This window comes from Ectopseudomonas toyotomiensis, from assembly GCF_900115695.1.
Lineage (GTDB): Bacteria > Pseudomonadota > Gammaproteobacteria > Pseudomonadales > Pseudomonadaceae > Aquipseudomonas > Aquipseudomonas toyotomiensis.
Window position 1 is genome coordinate 285,904 of the sequence record NZ_FOXK01000004.1, and the last position, 13,376, is coordinate 299,279.

At 61.7% G+C, this 13,376-nt stretch carries 15 protein-coding genes; 12 read left to right on the top strand and 3 right to left on the bottom strand.

What is annotated here, in order from left to right:
- Positions 1-324 precede the first annotated feature (324 nt).
- On the top strand, positions 325-738 hold the full coding sequence (locus tag BM186_RS10085; RefSeq protein WP_072423964.1) for a CopD family protein: 414 nt from the start codon (positions 325-327) through the stop codon (positions 736-738).
- A 79-nt stretch (positions 739-817) separates the two neighbouring features.
- Here BM186_RS10085 and BM186_RS10090 read toward each other — a convergent pair whose 3' ends face one another.
- On the bottom strand, positions 818-1,276 hold the full coding sequence (locus BM186_RS10090) for a DUF2231 domain-containing protein (protein WP_013715587.1): 459 nt from the start codon (positions 1,274-1,276) through the stop codon (positions 818-820).
- Positions 1,277-1,423: 147 nt separating this feature from the next.
- Here BM186_RS10090 and coxB point away from each other — a divergent pair, with 147 nt between their 5' ends.
- The 9 genes from coxB (at position 1,424) to BM186_RS26615 (ending at position 8,119) form a co-directional block, all read left to right on the top strand.
- The gene (coxB, locus tag BM186_RS10095; protein ID WP_074915260.1) at positions 1,424-2,314 is read left to right on the top strand and encodes a cytochrome c oxidase subunit II; all 891 of its coding nucleotides are present in this window, start codon (positions 1,424-1,426) and stop codon (positions 2,312-2,314) included.
- Positions 2,311-4,842, top strand: a complete 2,532-nt coding sequence (gene ctaD, locus BM186_RS10100; RefSeq protein WP_074915052.1) for a cytochrome c oxidase subunit I — start codon at positions 2,311-2,313, stop codon at positions 4,840-4,842. The genes coxB and ctaD overlap by 4 nt, the downstream gene beginning before the upstream one ends.
- Positions 4,842-5,195, top strand: a complete 354-nt coding sequence (locus tag BM186_RS10105; RefSeq protein ID WP_074915054.1) for a hypothetical protein — start codon at positions 4,842-4,844, stop codon at positions 5,193-5,195. Before ctaD ends, BM186_RS10105 begins: the two co-directional genes overlap by 1 nt.
- Entirely contained in the window at positions 5,186-6,007 is an 822-nt protein-coding gene (locus BM186_RS10110) for a cytochrome c oxidase assembly protein (protein ID WP_074915056.1), read from the top strand. The genes BM186_RS10105 and BM186_RS10110 overlap by 10 nt, the downstream gene beginning before the upstream one ends.
- Positions 6,008-6,352: 345 nt before the next feature.
- Positions 6,353-6,670 (top strand): hypothetical protein, encoded by a 318-nt coding sequence (locus BM186_RS10115; protein ID WP_074915058.1) that lies wholly within the window; start codon positions 6,353-6,355, stop codon positions 6,668-6,670.
- Between the two features lie 84 nt (positions 6,671-6,754).
- Complete coding sequence (locus BM186_RS10120) at positions 6,755-7,141, top strand: hypothetical protein (protein ID WP_074915060.1); 387 nt, start codon at positions 6,755-6,757, stop codon at positions 7,139-7,141.
- A gap of 130 nt (positions 7,142-7,271) precedes the next feature.
- On the top strand, positions 7,272-7,496 hold the full coding sequence (locus BM186_RS10125; protein WP_074915062.1) for a PLD nuclease N-terminal domain-containing protein: 225 nt from the start codon (positions 7,272-7,274) through the stop codon (positions 7,494-7,496).
- Between the two features lie 123 nt (positions 7,497-7,619).
- The gene (locus tag BM186_RS10130) at positions 7,620-7,949 is read left to right on the top strand and encodes a four-helix bundle copper-binding protein (RefSeq protein ID WP_072423956.1); all 330 of its coding nucleotides are present in this window, start codon (positions 7,620-7,622) and stop codon (positions 7,947-7,949) included.
- On the top strand, positions 7,946-8,119 hold the full coding sequence (locus BM186_RS26615; RefSeq protein WP_158234280.1) for a hypothetical protein: 174 nt from the start codon (positions 7,946-7,948) through the stop codon (positions 8,117-8,119). The genes BM186_RS10130 and BM186_RS26615 overlap by 4 nt, the downstream gene beginning before the upstream one ends.
- A gap of 13 nt (positions 8,120-8,132) precedes the next feature.
- On the opposite strand, the gene katE is transcribed toward BM186_RS26615, so the two are convergent.
- The gene (gene katE, locus BM186_RS10135) at positions 8,133-10,271 is read right to left on the bottom strand and encodes a catalase HPII (RefSeq protein ID WP_074915064.1); all 2,139 of its coding nucleotides are present in this window, start codon (positions 10,269-10,271) and stop codon (positions 8,133-8,135) included.
- Between the two features lie 266 nt (positions 10,272-10,537).
- Between katE and BM186_RS10140 the strand changes: the two genes are divergently transcribed.
- Positions 10,538-11,062 carry a DUF4142 domain-containing protein gene (locus BM186_RS10140; RefSeq protein WP_072423954.1) on the top strand — a complete coding sequence of 175 codons (525 nt, stop codon included), beginning with the start codon at positions 10,538-10,540 and terminating at the stop codon, positions 11,060-11,062.
- A gap of 48 nt (positions 11,063-11,110) precedes the next feature.
- Here the strand turns inward: BM186_RS10140 and BM186_RS10145 are convergent, their stop codons facing one another.
- Positions 11,111-11,593: a CinA family protein gene (locus BM186_RS10145; protein ID WP_074915066.1), complete on the bottom strand. Its 483-nt coding sequence runs from the start codon at positions 11,591-11,593 to the stop codon at positions 11,111-11,113.
- A 228-nt stretch (positions 11,594-11,821) separates the two neighbouring features.
- Here BM186_RS10145 and glgA point away from each other — a divergent pair, with 228 nt between their 5' ends.
- Complete coding sequence (gene glgA / locus BM186_RS10150; RefSeq protein ID WP_074915068.1) at positions 11,822-13,357, top strand: glycogen synthase GlgA; 1,536 nt, start codon at positions 11,822-11,824, stop codon at positions 13,355-13,357.
- The last annotated feature ends 19 nt before the right edge of the window (positions 13,358-13,376 follow it).

Sequence of the window (13,376 nt, forward strand, 5' to 3'; positions counted from 1 at the left end):
GCTGTGCTGATCATCGCAAGCCCGGCAAAAAGCTTGAACGCAAGCCAGCCAGTGGAACTCTGTCTATTTCAGGGGAGCTTTGTCAGGGGCCGTTTCGTGACCTGGCAGGCGCAATTGCGCCAAATCGAACGAGCATCTTGCTTCCCCAGGGCCGCCGCACCGTCTCCTCCTTCTCCTTGCGGCGGTTCCTTCTTTTCTGACCGGAGACGATCCTGGCCCGCTCTGGAGAGCGGCCGAACTCACACACCATCAGGCAGTCACAACGTCGTGGCCTGCCCACCAGGGCCACGTGCTCGCAACGAACGGACGCATGGGAGAGCATCGATGCCACTGCTCAAACTGCTGCATTTCATGGCGCTGATTTGCTGGTGCGGCGCGCTGCTGTATCTGCCAGCGATGATCGCTGCCGGCACGCGCAGCAGCGACGAGATGTTCTATCGCGACCATGCTCACCTCACCCGCACCGTCTTCAACCTGATCGCAACGCCAGCCGCTCTGCTGGCCATTGGGTCGGGCACCGCGCTGTTTCTACGTGAGTCGATTTTCGACCCTTGGTTGATCGTCAAGCTCACCACGGTCGCCGGGATGGTGCTCTGTCACGCCCTGTGCGGTGTACTGATCCTGCGTATCGAACGTGCCGCCGAACCTGCGCTGCGCCGCGACTGCCTGCTGATCGCTCTGCTGCTGAGCGCCCTGATCGGCGCCACACTGTGGCTGGTGCTGGCCAAACCCTTCTGATCATGGAGTATCCGAGAATATGCCTGGCCTGCCCCGCGCTCTCTACCGTCCAGTAGCTGGCAAGCCGGAGCCGATTGCTTCAGCGTGTATCGACACCCACGCCGTGCTCGTACACCAGGCGCCCGCCCAGATAAGCAGCCAGGCCAATCAGCGCTGCGGTCAGCAGCGACAGATACAGGCCCCAACGCTCCATGCCCTGCTCCGGCCCCGCGTAGCGCAGCAGCCAGTTCAGCGACGCCAACGACAGCATCATCACCGCGATGATGGCATGGCACCAGGCGGTGATCTTGCGCCGGATGCTGCCAACGGTAAGCAGATCGACCAGCCCCGCCATGCTCGCCACCCAGCCACCGAATGCGCCAACGCCCGCCAGCCAGAGACTGGCTCGCGCCCAGAACGGATCGGCCAGCAGCAGATAGGCGATATCGGTCGCCACCAGACCCAGCAGCGCGGCTACCGGAAAGTGGATCATCATCGGGTGCAGCGGATGCCCGGCGATGGCGGCGCGACTGACGATAACTTCCTTTATTTCGGCCATCCCGGCCTCCCTGTACAGGTGAATGATGAGGTGAAACGGGCGCGTCATTGGCTGACACCCTGTTTCAAGTTGACCACGCTGACGCTGGCAGTTCCGTTTCTCGTTGCCTGCGAGGGGCCGCAATCGGCGCTCGATCCGGCCGGGCCGATGGCACGCGAGGTGGCAATGCTGTGGTGGGCAATGTGCGCCTTCGCCACCCTGGTGCTGATCGTGGTGACGGCCCTGTGGGTGCATGCCATGCGCCGCAACAGCCCAAAGATGGACGCCGCACGGGCACATCAGCTGACGCTGCGCTGGCTGGTCGGTGGCGGGCTGCTGCTGCCGACCTTGAGCGTGCTGCTCCTGTTGCTGTTCGGCATACCCATCGGCCATCGCATGCTGCCCTTGCCACTGGCGGGCGAGCAGCCCATGCGTATCGAGGTGGTTGGCCATCAATGGTGGTGGGAGGTGCGCTACCCGGACAGCGGCGTGGTTACCGCCAATCAGCTGCATCTGCCGGTAGGCCGGCCGGTGGACCTCGACGTCAGTAGCGCCGACGTCATCCACTCGTTCTGGGTCCCTCGCCTGGGCGGCAAGATCGACATGATCCCCGGCCGGGACAACCGCATCCGCCTGCAGGCCGATCAGGCCGGCACCTTTCGTGGCCAGTGCTCGGAGTTCTGCGGCACCCAGCACACGCACATGATTCTCGATGTGCAGGCTCACGAGGAGGAAGACTTCGCCAGTTGGCTGCAGGCACGCCGCGAGCAACAGGTCAGCGCCCTGCCCGGCCCGGCTGGCGACGTGTTCGCCGCGCGTTGCGGTCAGTGTCATCGCGTGGCGGGCGTCAGCGAAGGGAATCGCGCGCCGGACCTGAGCGATGTCGGCGCGCGATCGATGCTTGGCGCCGGCGTATTGAGCAATGAACCGGGCGCGCTGTTGCGCTGGCTGCAGGAGCACCAGCGGCTCAAACCCGGCAACGCCATGCCGCTGCATGACGATCTCGACCCCGACCACCTCAGCACCATCGCCGACTGGCTGGAGACCCTGCGCCCGTGACTACGCCAAGCAACGAACAGGTTGCCGCCCAGGAACAACTGCACGATCAGTTCAACGACGTATGGGGTAACCCGCGCGGCTGGAAGTCGCTGACCATCGTCAATCACACCACCGTCGGAATTCGCTTCATGCTCACCGGGCTGGGCTTCTTCCTGTTCGGTGGCCTGCTGGCGATGCTGGTGCGCACGCAGCTGGCGATACCCGGCTACGACTTTCTCGAGCCGGACGTTTACAACCAGGTCTTCACCATGCATGGCACGGTGATGATGTTTCTCTTCGCCGTGCCGATGATGGAAGGCCTGGCGGTCTACCTGATTCCGAAGATGCTCGGCGCGCGCGACCTGGTGTTTCCGCGCCTGTCGGCGCTGGGCTACTGGTGCTACCTGTTCGGTGGGTTGATCCTGTGCGCCAGTCTGCTGCTGGGTATCGCGCCCAAGGCTGGATGGTTCATGTACACGCCGCTGTCCAGCGCCGTGCATACGCCGGGGCCGAACTCGGATTTCTGGCTGATCGGCATCACCTTCGTGGAGATCTCGGCGGTGTCGGCCGGTGTCGAGCTGGTGGTGTCGATCCTGCGCACCCGCGCCGAAGGCATGTCGCTGAACAAGATGCCTATCTATGCCTGGTACATCCTGGTGATGGCCATGATGATCGTGGTCGGCTTCCCTCCGCTGATCCTCGGCAGCATCCTGCTGGAGCTGGAGCGCGCCGTTGGCCTGCCGTTCTTCGAGGTGGCGCGCGGCGGCGACCCGATTCTCTGGCAGCACCTGTTCTGGCTGTTCGGCCATCCCGAGGTGTACATCATCTTCCTGCCGGCGGCCGGTATCGTCTCGACCCTGTTGCCGGTGTTCTGCCAGCGGCCGCTGGTGGGCTACCGCTGGGTGGTGCTGGCGATCCTCACCACCGGTTTCATCAGCTTCGGTCTGTGGGTGCACCACATGTTCACCGTGGGTATTCCGCAGTTGGCGCAGGCGTTCTTCTCCGCGGCGAGCATGCTGGTGGCGATACCGACCGGTATCCAGGTGTTCGCCTGGATCGCCACGTTGTGGGTCGGCCGGCCGCTGTACCACGTGCCGATGCTGTGGCTTGTGGGGTTTCTGGTGATCTTCGTCTGCGGCGGGCTGACCGGCGTGATGCTGGCGCTGGTGCCCTTCGACTGGCAGGTGCATGACACCCACTTCGTGGTCGCGCACATGCACTACGTGCTGGTGGGCGGCATGTTCTTCCCGCTGCTGGCCGGAATCTATTACTGGCTGCCGCATTTTTCCGGACGCATGCCGTCGGTGCGCCTCGGCAAATGGGGCTTCTGGCTGGTATTCATCGGCTTCAACCTGACGTTCCTGATCATGCACTGGACCGGCCTGATGGGCATGCCGCGGCGTATCTACACCTACCAACCCGGCCTCGGCTGGGACCTGCCCAACCTGATCTCGTCGATCGGCAGCTTCATCATGGCCATCGGCATCGCCACGGTGCTGCTGGATATAGTCCTGCACTTTCGCTTCGGCCAGAAGGCCACCAAGAACCCCTGGAACGCTGACACCCTGGAGTGGAGCACGCACCTACCACCGAGCCCCTTCAACTTCGTCAGCCTGCCGCCGGTGCGCACCCGCCACCCCATGTGGGAGCTGCCAGACCTGGAGGAACGCATCGACCGTGGCGAATTCGCCTTGACCGTGATCGATCATGGGCGGCGGGAAACCTGGGGTATCGAACCGCTGACCGGCAAGATGCGCGAGATCATCCACCTGCCGGGCAACAGCTGGCTGCCGTTCGCGGCGGCGGCGTTCATCGCCATCACCTGCCTGGGCCTGCTCAGCAAGTTCTATTGGGTCGCCCTGGCGGCCAGCATCGTCGCCGTGCTGGTGCTGCTGCGCTGGAGCTGGGAGAACGGCGCGCACCCGCTGGCGGCACCGGATGCGCGAGTGCAACCGGGTGAGCCGCCACTGCATTCGCGCACCTGTGACGGGCCTGGACTGTGGGGCATGGGCGTGACCCTGCTGGCCAACGGTGCCTTGTATCTGTCGCTGCTGTTCGGCTGGTTCTATCTGTGGACGGTATCGCCGAACTGGCTGGTGCCGGACGATCCGGTAATCGATCAACGCCTGCTGCTGGCCAGCGCCGTGTTGCTGAGCATCGCCGTACTCTGGCAGCTCCCGGTATTGCGCCGTCTGCGTCAGGGCCAGGGCGAGCCCGCCGCGCTGATCACCTGTTTCAGTGGTGTAGCGCTGCTGGGTGCGCTGCATGCAGGACTGTTGCTCTGGGCGCTGTTGACGGGAGACCTGGCGCCACGCGCCACTGCGCATGATGCGGTGATCGTGGTGATGCTCGTCTACAGCCTGGTGCATGGGGTGCTGGCCAGCATTCTCAGCGCGTTGCAGGGGTTGCGCGTGCACTACGGCTATGTGTGCAAACGCACGCCCTACGAGCCGTTGGTGGTCGAACAACTCTGGCAATACAGCCTGGCCGTGATGTGGATCACCTACTGCAGCGTGGTGCTGTTCCCGCCCACCTTCGGAGGCGTGTGATGCAGCCGTTACGCTCCCCCTATAACCCGATCCATATCCCACTCGGGCTGGTGCTCTGGAGTATCTGGTTCGTCGTGCTGTACGGCGGATTGTCGGTTGGTTGCGCACTGGCGCCGCCTGATCCCGCACAGGGGCAATGGACCTGGCTGAATGCTCTGCTCGCTCTGCTGAGTCTGTTCACCATGGCGGCCCTGCTGGGTTTGGCCTGGCTGTTTCAGCGCGCCGCCAGAAACGAGCGCGAAGGTCAGTCTGCGCGCTTCGTGGCTCACCTCGCGGCAGGTGTGAACCTGATCGGCGCTATCGCCACCGTCTTCGTCGCCCTGCCCACCTTGAGCCTGCCGCCATGCCTCTGATCCTACTCGCCCTTATCCTTCTGCCTGGCACCGCCGCCGCCCATGGTCTGCTCGACGGCCATCTGCATCTGAACGAGCGTGTACCGCTGCTACTCAGTGCTCTGCTGCTCAGCGCGGCCTGGTTGCTGTACATACTGGGTTGCCGCAAGGTGCGCCCGCACGGACGCGAAGCGTTGTGGATGCACCTGGCCATGGTCCTCACGGTACTCGCCGTATTCGGCCCCATCGATGACTGGGCAGAGACCAGCACCAGCCTGCACATGGTCCAGCACATGCTGTTCATGATCGTCATCGCACCACTCTGGGCGCTGGCTCGACCATTGCCGCAATGGCGAGCAGTGCTTGGTGGCTGGATGGCGCCGGTGTCCAATGCGATTCTGCGCAGCGGTCGTTATCCGGTAGCCCTGGCGATGTTGCACGGTGCGATGATCTGGGTCTGGCACACCCCCAGCCTGTACATGCTGGCGCTGGACAACACCTGGTGGCACGCCATTGAGCATGCCTGTTTTCTGTTCAGCGCCTGGCTGTTCTGGTGGTCGTGCCTACGCGCCAATCCACGGCAGGTGCCGCACGCGCTGATGGCCATTCTCCTGACGCTGATGCACACCGGCCTGCTCGGCGCCCTGCTCACCTTCGGTAACACGACGTTCTATGGCGAGTCCCGCGACCTGGCCGACCAGCAACTGGCTGGCTTGTTGATGTGGGTGCCAGGCAGCCTGGTCTACCTCGCTGCTGCCGGCTGGATCAGCTGGCGTTGGCTGACACGGATCTGGCGTCGGCAGGCACGAGAAGGTACGGAGAACTCCCTGTAGCGCATCTTTCAGGCGCGCCAACCTCTTGTACAACTTGTATTCAGGTTTTCCGCTGATGGTCAGCGCTTCTGCCGAAACCATGTTGCAGATTTGGTTCAGAGTATTTTTTCTGTCAGTGCGAAGCAGTTGGCTTATTCCCAGCCGCAAGGTGCTGTGTTCAAACAATAAAGTCTTGAGTGCAGCAATCGAGTCGCGAACATCTTCCTGCAATCAACATTGCCAAGTTCACTTTGTATAACTCTGGTAGATGATGTCACTTTGAACTTTTTTTTTGCCAATCGTCCCAACCATTGGTATGCATTGAATACATGGTTATGGTTGATGAGTGTTCACAAGGAGAGACTCATGAAACATGACCTGGAAAATATCAGATCGGCGCTAGCCAACTACGAAGTTGATATGACGCCAAGACCGGACGGCAGCATTGTGCTTACCGTTGCTCATAACGAGCGACAGTTGGTGCGCGTCCTCGATGGAAGTTGTTCGACGCAAGAGTTCATTCGTCTTATTCATTTCGATATGGCTCTGGATGAGGATGCCTCATCAGTCAACGAGGCGGTCAAACACTGCAGTACTACCCAATTACCCACCTACTCGCGCGAGCCGCTTTTCCGCACGCGCTCCTCTCGCTTATGGGCCATGAGAAAGCTCGAAAAGAAATGAGGAGATACGCAAGTGCCCAGATGCAACGACTCAAGGACGGCTCGAAACCAGCCGGCAGATCTGTTGGGACGAATCAGGCGGCATATGCCCTATCGGCACCAGTTGATGTACGAGTGGCCCTATATGGCCGGCTCTACATGCCTGGTGGTGCTGCTGGTCTGGCAGCCCTTTCAACCGTCTGCGTTGGCGGTGATGCTGTCCCAGCCTCAACCGAAAGCTCAGACGATGCAGCGTTCTTTGCAGGAGATCGACTCGAACTGCTATCAGGTTCGCAGCGAAGACCTGAACGACCTGCACTGCGAAGACTGCAGCAAAGACACTGCCGCTGCTGGGCGGCCTGACCCAGGGTTCGAATTCAGCCGCTCTATTCTGACCTGCACAGACATACACCGTGACGCGCAATACGACAGCGACTCGGACAGACCTGACAACATGATGATCGAAGTGATCAAGTCCAATCACTCCTTCTAGCCGCCCTTGAGGCCCTCGGCTGGTATTTCCAGCCTTTATCCTGCCTTCACTTTTTCCGCATCCCGATTATCTGAGCGAATGATCGGGGTGGCTGTCGACATGCATGGACCTTATTGAAAGGAGGCATGTCATGCCGGATTCAGTCATTTACTTTTTCATTACAATTGCGGCCGCTATCGTTCTGCTACACCTGTGGGCGGTTATCAGTGTATTTCGTAGCGACAAGCATGTCGGGACGAAAACACTTTGGGCTCTGCTTATCTGGATATTCCCGATTATCGGGCTGGTTATCTGGGGTATTGCCGGGCCGCGTGGCCATGGTGATGGGCCAACTTCTCCTGAGCACAGCAAGTGATCAAAATGATCTTTTTCAATGCCTATAGGAAGTTGTTCGGCGTGCGAGTGCCGGCAAAGTAAAACCACCATTTATTGGCGTTCATGATTATTTTCTACAGTACTTATACAGCGAGGCATCGACATGTCAGAAGCGTATAACTATCTCGATCACATTACCGCTTACAGCAGTTGTGCCAACGCCTGCGAGCACTGTGCCTCGGCCTGCCTGAGCGAAGGCAATGCCGGGCATTATCGCTGCGTCGCGCTATGCCGTGATTGCGCCGACCTGTGCCGCCTGACGGCAACGCTGATGCTGCGCAACAGCCCTTACATCGCGGTGGCCAGCCAGCTGTGCAGAATCGCCTGCCTGGCCTGCGCCGAGGAATGCGTGCAGCACGTCAGCACGCATTGTCAGGAGTGCGCGCGAACCTGCCAGGTGTGTGCAGAAGAGCCATTGCTGGAGCCAGCATGAAATCGGACAAAAGCACACGAACGCCAGTGGCGCGTTCCAGCGAGGCGCTACTGGACGACCCCGGTAACGAAGACCCCGGCTCGCAGCTCGATGCGCCAGTGCCGCTGCGTCCATCGACCAGGACGCAGCGCAAGAAAAGCCCCCGGCCAAGCGACGAAAAACCGCGCTAGGCCGGGCGTCGGTTCAGGCAGGAATGCTCTTGGCGCGCATCTCTCGCGCCCAGATACGGTGTTGCTTCAGCGCAGTCTCGAAACGCATGTACAGCGGATCGAAGCTATCGCCGCAGAGCATGCCGTCGTCCTCCTCCAGACCCAGCATCGCCGCAAGCTGAACCGCATCACCGCTGAGCGCCACGGGTTTGAGGTGCTTGTAGGCCTCCAGCAGGTAATGCTTGGCAACGCCATCGTCCTGCAGGGTCTTGAGCACGTACTCACCACCCGGCACGAACACCGCGTCGACGGTAATCGACGGCTCCGAAGCGAAGCTGCCATCGGGTTGCATGGGCTGGCCGTCAGAGTCCTTCAACGCCGCCGCTGAAGGCGCCAGGAGCTTGGCCACGGCACCGGCTGCTTCGAGCATCTTCTTCAGACTGCCGACCTCGTCAGCCTTGCAGCCGGGGGTAAGCAGGATAGCCACGCGCCGTCCGCGAATATCGCCAGGCAGCAGATTCATCTGGCTCAGCGCCGGGGAATCCTGGAGCTTACCCTCCATAGGCGAGGTCGAGGTGCTGTCCAGATCGATACCCAGATTCTCCGCCACGCGCAACGCCAGCAGCGGATCAATGTGGGCGAGGATTTCCTTGACCTGGCGCTCGCGAATGTACAGACGCTCGACTTTCGACAGCTCGAAGCTGTAGGCATCGACGATATGCTGCTGCTCGGCCTCGCTCATGCTGCGCCAGAACAGCTTGGCCTGGGAGAAGTGATCGGCGAAGCTGGCGGAGCGGACCCGTACCTTGTGCCCCTGCAGCGGCTCGGGATAGGGGCTGTAACCACCCCCGCTGGGTGCTGGCGGTGTCTCGCGCGGCCAGTTGCCGTCGATCGAGTTGGGCTCGTAAGAGGCGCGACCACGATTGATCTGCTGACGATGCGGCGCGTCACGCTGATTGTTGTGAAACGGACATAGCGGCCGATTGATCGGGATTTCGTTGAAATTGGGGCCGCCCAGACGCAGCAACTGGGTATCGGTGTAGGAAAACAGGCGCCCCTGCAGCAATGGGTCATTGCTGAAGTCGATGCCAGGCACCACATGCCCTACGTGAAAGGCTGCCTGCTCGGTCTCGGCGAAAAAGTTGTCCGGGTTGCGATTGAGCACCATGCGCCCGACCACGCGTACCGGCACCAGCTCTTCGGGTACCAGCTTGGTCGGATCGAGCAGGTCGAAACCAAAGCTCAGAGCGTCCTCCTCGTCCATCACCTGCAGGCCCAACTCCCATTCCGGGTAAAGGCCGCGCTCGATGTCTTCCCATAGGCCGCGTCGGTGAAAGTCCGGGTCCTTGCCGGCGAGTTTCTGCGCCTCATCCCATACCAGCGAGCAGACCCCGGCCTTGGGTCGCCAGTGAAACTTCACCAGCTTGCTCTGACCCTCGCCGTTGACCAGGCGAAAGCTGTGTACGCCAAAGCCCTGCATCGAGCGATAGGCGATGGGAATGGCGCGGTCGGACATGGTCCACAGCACCATATGCGCCGATTCCGGCGTCAGCGAGACGAAGTCCCAGAAGGTGTCGTGGGCTGATGCGCCGGTGGGAATCTCGTTGTGCGGCTCGGGTTTGACCGCATGGACGAAGTCGGGGAACTTGATTGCGTCCTGGATGAAGAACACCGGCATGTTGTTGCCGACCAGGTCGAAGTTACCCTCTTCGGTGTAGAACTTCACCGCGAAACCGCGCACGTCACGCACGGTATCGGCCGAGCCGCGCGGCCCCTGCACGGTGGAAAAGCGCACGAACACTGGCGTGCGCTTGCCGGCTTCGCCGAGAAAGGCAGCGCAGGTCAGGTCGTTGGCCGGCTCGGTCACCTCGAAATAGCCATGCGCTGCCGCGCCGCGGGCATGCACCACGCGCTCGGGAATGCGCTCGTGATCGAAGTGGGTGATCTTCTCGCGCATGATGAAATCTTCCATCAGCGTCGGGCCACGTTCGCCGCCGCGCAGGCTGTTCTGGTTGTCGGCGATGCGCGTGCCGGTGTTGGTGGTCAGCGCCTCCCCGGTGGCGTCCTCGCGGAAGCGCTCGAGTTGCTCGAGCTTGGCGTTGCTGTTGCTGCGGTCGAGCGTATCGCTGCCCGCCATCTGACTGTTTTCGGCGGTTTTCGGTTGCTTGCTCATGGGCTACTCCTGGCTATTGGAGGCGTGCGTATCGCGCGCTCGGTTATTCAGTGGCCATGTCGAACATGGCGGCCACGCAAGCGACGGGAAAGTCGCTCCGGGTAGTTTTTGAGACGGGCTGCGGCTGTTCCGTTCGACCTGAATTTTTCCCGAGAGACCGATGATGGCGGGCCGTTGCGCTTGGCGTAGCGGGGCAAATTTGTCCTGAACTTCGTCCTGGCCTGGCCCTTCTACCCCTGTGAACGCACATCCCAGGAGGAACCACCATGCATCCTTTGAAAACGCTGACCCTATTGGCCGCAGCAGCCTTCACCATCTGTGCCGTCACCAGCCTGCAGGCTGCCAGCCAGACGGAATCGATAAGCAGCGAAGACTTCGTCGAAGAGGCATCGGCAAAAGGCGTCGCCGAGATCGAAACGGCCAAACTGGCCCTGGAGAAATCGCAGAACGAAGCGGTCAAGGGCTTCGCGCAGATGATGATCGACGACCATCGTCGCGCGAATCAGCAGCTGGCCGAACTGGCCAAGAGCAAGGACCTGGAAGTCTCAGACGATGCCGAACTGATCAACCAGGCCAAGGCCCTGGTGCTCAAACTGCGCAGCGAAGACAGCTTCGACAAGGCCTATATGAACAATCAGGTGGTCGCTCACCGCGAGACCATCGAGTTGTTCCGTCGCGCCGTGAATGTGGATGACGAGGAGCTCGCCAGCTTCGCCCGCGAGACGCTGCCCAAGCTGGAGCAGCATCTGCAACGCGCTGAGCAGTTGAACGGTCAATTGCCGGAAGAGTGATCGCTCGGCTTGCCGGGCTGCTGATGCAGCTCGGCAGCGCCTCGCCAATCAGCCCTGACGCAGTCGTTCGTAGTAGTAAGGCAACTGCATCAGGGCGTAGCGTGCCGTTTCCTCACGCACCTGGTTGCGGCTTCCGCTGAACTTCACCGTTTCACTGACGATGCCCTGGTGCTGCTTCAGGCGAATGGCGCAGGCGATGCACTGCACGCCGTCCATCTCTCCCTCTGCCTGCGCCAGACCAGTGTTGGCCAGAGCGATATCGGCGTCGCTGCGCAGCAATGCGCCCAGTGCCATCTCCCGCGCTACCTCCTCGCTGGTCAGGCCGAAACGCTCGATGGTATCGGCGCTGACGCCAAGGCAGCGCTGCTTGGCCTGCGGCGAATAGGTGACGAACGCGCAGTCGAGCACCTTGCCACTACCGGGCACATCCGCCACCAGCGAGCTGATCAGCCCCGCTGTGCATGACTCGGCGGTGGCCAGGCGCAGTTTGTACTTGCTGAGAAAATTCACCACCTGTTCGACGTTTTGCATCTGTCATTTCCTCGCAACGGTCTGATTGCTCTGTGAAAGCGGCCGAAAGGGCTGCGTTCAACTTTTTACGTTGCCTTTGCCCGGTGAAAAAAAGGTCGAACCTTTGTTCGCTTCGCCCCGTCAGCTCAAGGGTAAGGGGGAGATCGCGCAATCGTTCACCGCACTCCTCCACAGGCCCTCGCCCACAAGGCGAGTCGTCCTCAGGTCCAACCCCCTATGGAGAGAGACATGGCAAGCGCTGCAGCCTCCGCACACATCCAAGCCACACCCACCCTTTGCGCCGCAGCCAAGCCTCCCTTGCAGATGCACAGCGAGCATCCGCAGCGCAAGCGCGTGCTGTTCGTCACCTCGGAGTTCGCTGATCTGATCAAGTGCGGCGGGCTCGGCGATGTCTCTGCCGCATTACCCCGCGCGCTGTCGCCGCAACACGACATTCGCCTGCTGATCCCCGGCTACCGGCAAGTGGTGGAAAGCGGCCGACCGATCCGCATCGTCGGGCAGTTGCCTGGCCTGGCCGCGTTGCCACCTTGTCAGATCGGGCGTATGGATCTGGCCGATGGATTGATCGTCTACGTACTGCTCAACCCGGCGCTGTACGAACGTAATGGCTCACCTTATGTCGATGATCAGGGCCGCGACTGGGCCGACAACCATATTCGCTTCGCCCGCCTTGGCCTGGCCGCCGCAGAAATCGCCACGGGTGATGCCGGCATCCAGTGGCGTCCGGAGCTGGTGCACGCCAATGACTGGCCAGCCGCCATGGCGCCGGCCTACATGGCCTGGCGTCAAGCCAGTACGCCGTCCCTGCTGACCATCCATAACCTGGCCTATCAGGGCCTGTGCGACATGCGCTGCGCCAGCGAGCTGGCGATACCGGAGTCGGCTTGCGGCGTCGATGGCCTGGAGTTCTACGGCCAGTTGTCGTTTCTCAAGGCGGGTATCGCCTACGCGCAGCATGTAACCACCGTGAGTCGCCGCTATGCCCGTGAAATTACCACGCCGGAACAAGGCTGCGGCCTCGATGGCCTGCTGCGGGCCAAGGTACAGATCGATCAGCTCAGCGGTATCGCCAATGGCATCGACGAAAGCTGGCACCCCGAGAGCGATCCGCACCTGCTGCAGGGCTTCAGCGCTGGCGACTGGGCCGGCAAGCGAGCCAACGCCGCGTATGTCCAGCAATGGCTGGGCCTCGATGACGACGGGCCGCTGTTCGCCGTGGTATCGCGTCTGGTGCAGCAGAAAGGTATAGATCTGACCCTGCAGGTTGCCGAGCACATCGTCGCGCGGGGCGGCCGCATCGGTGTGATCGGCCAGGGCGAGCCGGCGCTGGAGGCCGTCATGGCGGAGCTGGGGCGACGCCATCCGGGGCGCATTGGCGTACATATTGGTTTCGATGAAAGCGATGCCAGGCGCCTGTATGCCGGTAGCGACTTCCTGCTCATGCCTTCGCGCTTCGAGCCCTGTGGCCTGAGCCAGATGTACGCCCAGCGCTACGCCTCGCTACCCATCGCCCGTTGTACGGGCGGCCTGGCCGACACCATCGAAGATGGCGTCAACGGTTTTCTCTTCGACGCGCCCAGGGCCGACGCCTATCGCCAGGCCATCGACCGCGCGCTGCAGGTCTTCGACCATCCCGAACTGCTGGAAGCCATGCGCTGTCAGGCAATGAGCGCCCCGCTCTACTGGCACCAGTCGGTGCAACCGTATGATCGCCTTTTTCAACGCCTGCTGAGCCAGGCCACTGCCTATCGAGCGCTGCGTTGATGTACAGCCATGGAGCCCG

Excerpts from the sequence above, each read along its gene's own strand:
- BM186_RS10125 (WP_074915062.1), top strand. The coding sequence starts at position 7,272 with ATGCCGGATTCAGTCATTTACTTTTTCATTACAATTGCGGCCGCTATC.
- BM186_RS10110 (WP_074915056.1), top strand. The coding sequence starts at position 5,186 with ATGCCTCTGATCCTACTCGCCCTTATCCTTCTGCCTGGCACCGCCGCC.
- coxB (WP_074915260.1), top strand. The coding sequence starts at position 1,424 with ATGGCACGCGAGGTGGCAATGCTGTGGTGGGCAATGTGCGCCTTCGCC.
- BM186_RS26615 (WP_158234280.1), top strand. The coding sequence starts at position 7,946 with ATGAAATCGGACAAAAGCACACGAACGCCAGTGGCGCGTTCCAGCGAG.
- BM186_RS10085 (WP_072423964.1), top strand. The coding sequence starts at position 325 with ATGCCACTGCTCAAACTGCTGCATTTCATGGCGCTGATTTGCTGGTGC.
- glgA (WP_074915068.1), top strand. The coding sequence starts at position 11,822 with ATGGCAAGCGCTGCAGCCTCCGCACACATCCAAGCCACACCCACCCTT.
- BM186_RS10130 (WP_072423956.1), top strand. The coding sequence starts at position 7,620 with ATGTCAGAAGCGTATAACTATCTCGATCACATTACCGCTTACAGCAGT.
- BM186_RS10140 (WP_072423954.1), top strand. The coding sequence starts at position 10,538 with ATGCATCCTTTGAAAACGCTGACCCTATTGGCCGCAGCAGCCTTCACC.
- BM186_RS10120 (WP_074915060.1), top strand. The coding sequence starts at position 6,755 with ATGCCCTATCGGCACCAGTTGATGTACGAGTGGCCCTATATGGCCGGC.
- katE (WP_074915064.1), bottom strand. The coding sequence starts at position 10,271 with ATGAGCAAGCAACCGAAAACCGCCGAAAACAGTCAGATGGCGGGCAGC.
- BM186_RS10145 (WP_074915066.1), bottom strand. The coding sequence starts at position 11,593 with ATGCAAAACGTCGAACAGGTGGTGAATTTTCTCAGCAAGTACAAACTG.
- BM186_RS10115 (WP_074915058.1), top strand. The coding sequence starts at position 6,353 with ATGAAACATGACCTGGAAAATATCAGATCGGCGCTAGCCAACTACGAA.
- BM186_RS10090 (WP_013715587.1), bottom strand. The coding sequence starts at position 1,276 with ATGGCCGAAATAAAGGAAGTTATCGTCAGTCGCGCCGCCATCGCCGGG.
- BM186_RS10105 (WP_074915054.1), top strand. The coding sequence starts at position 4,842 with ATGCAGCCGTTACGCTCCCCCTATAACCCGATCCATATCCCACTCGGG.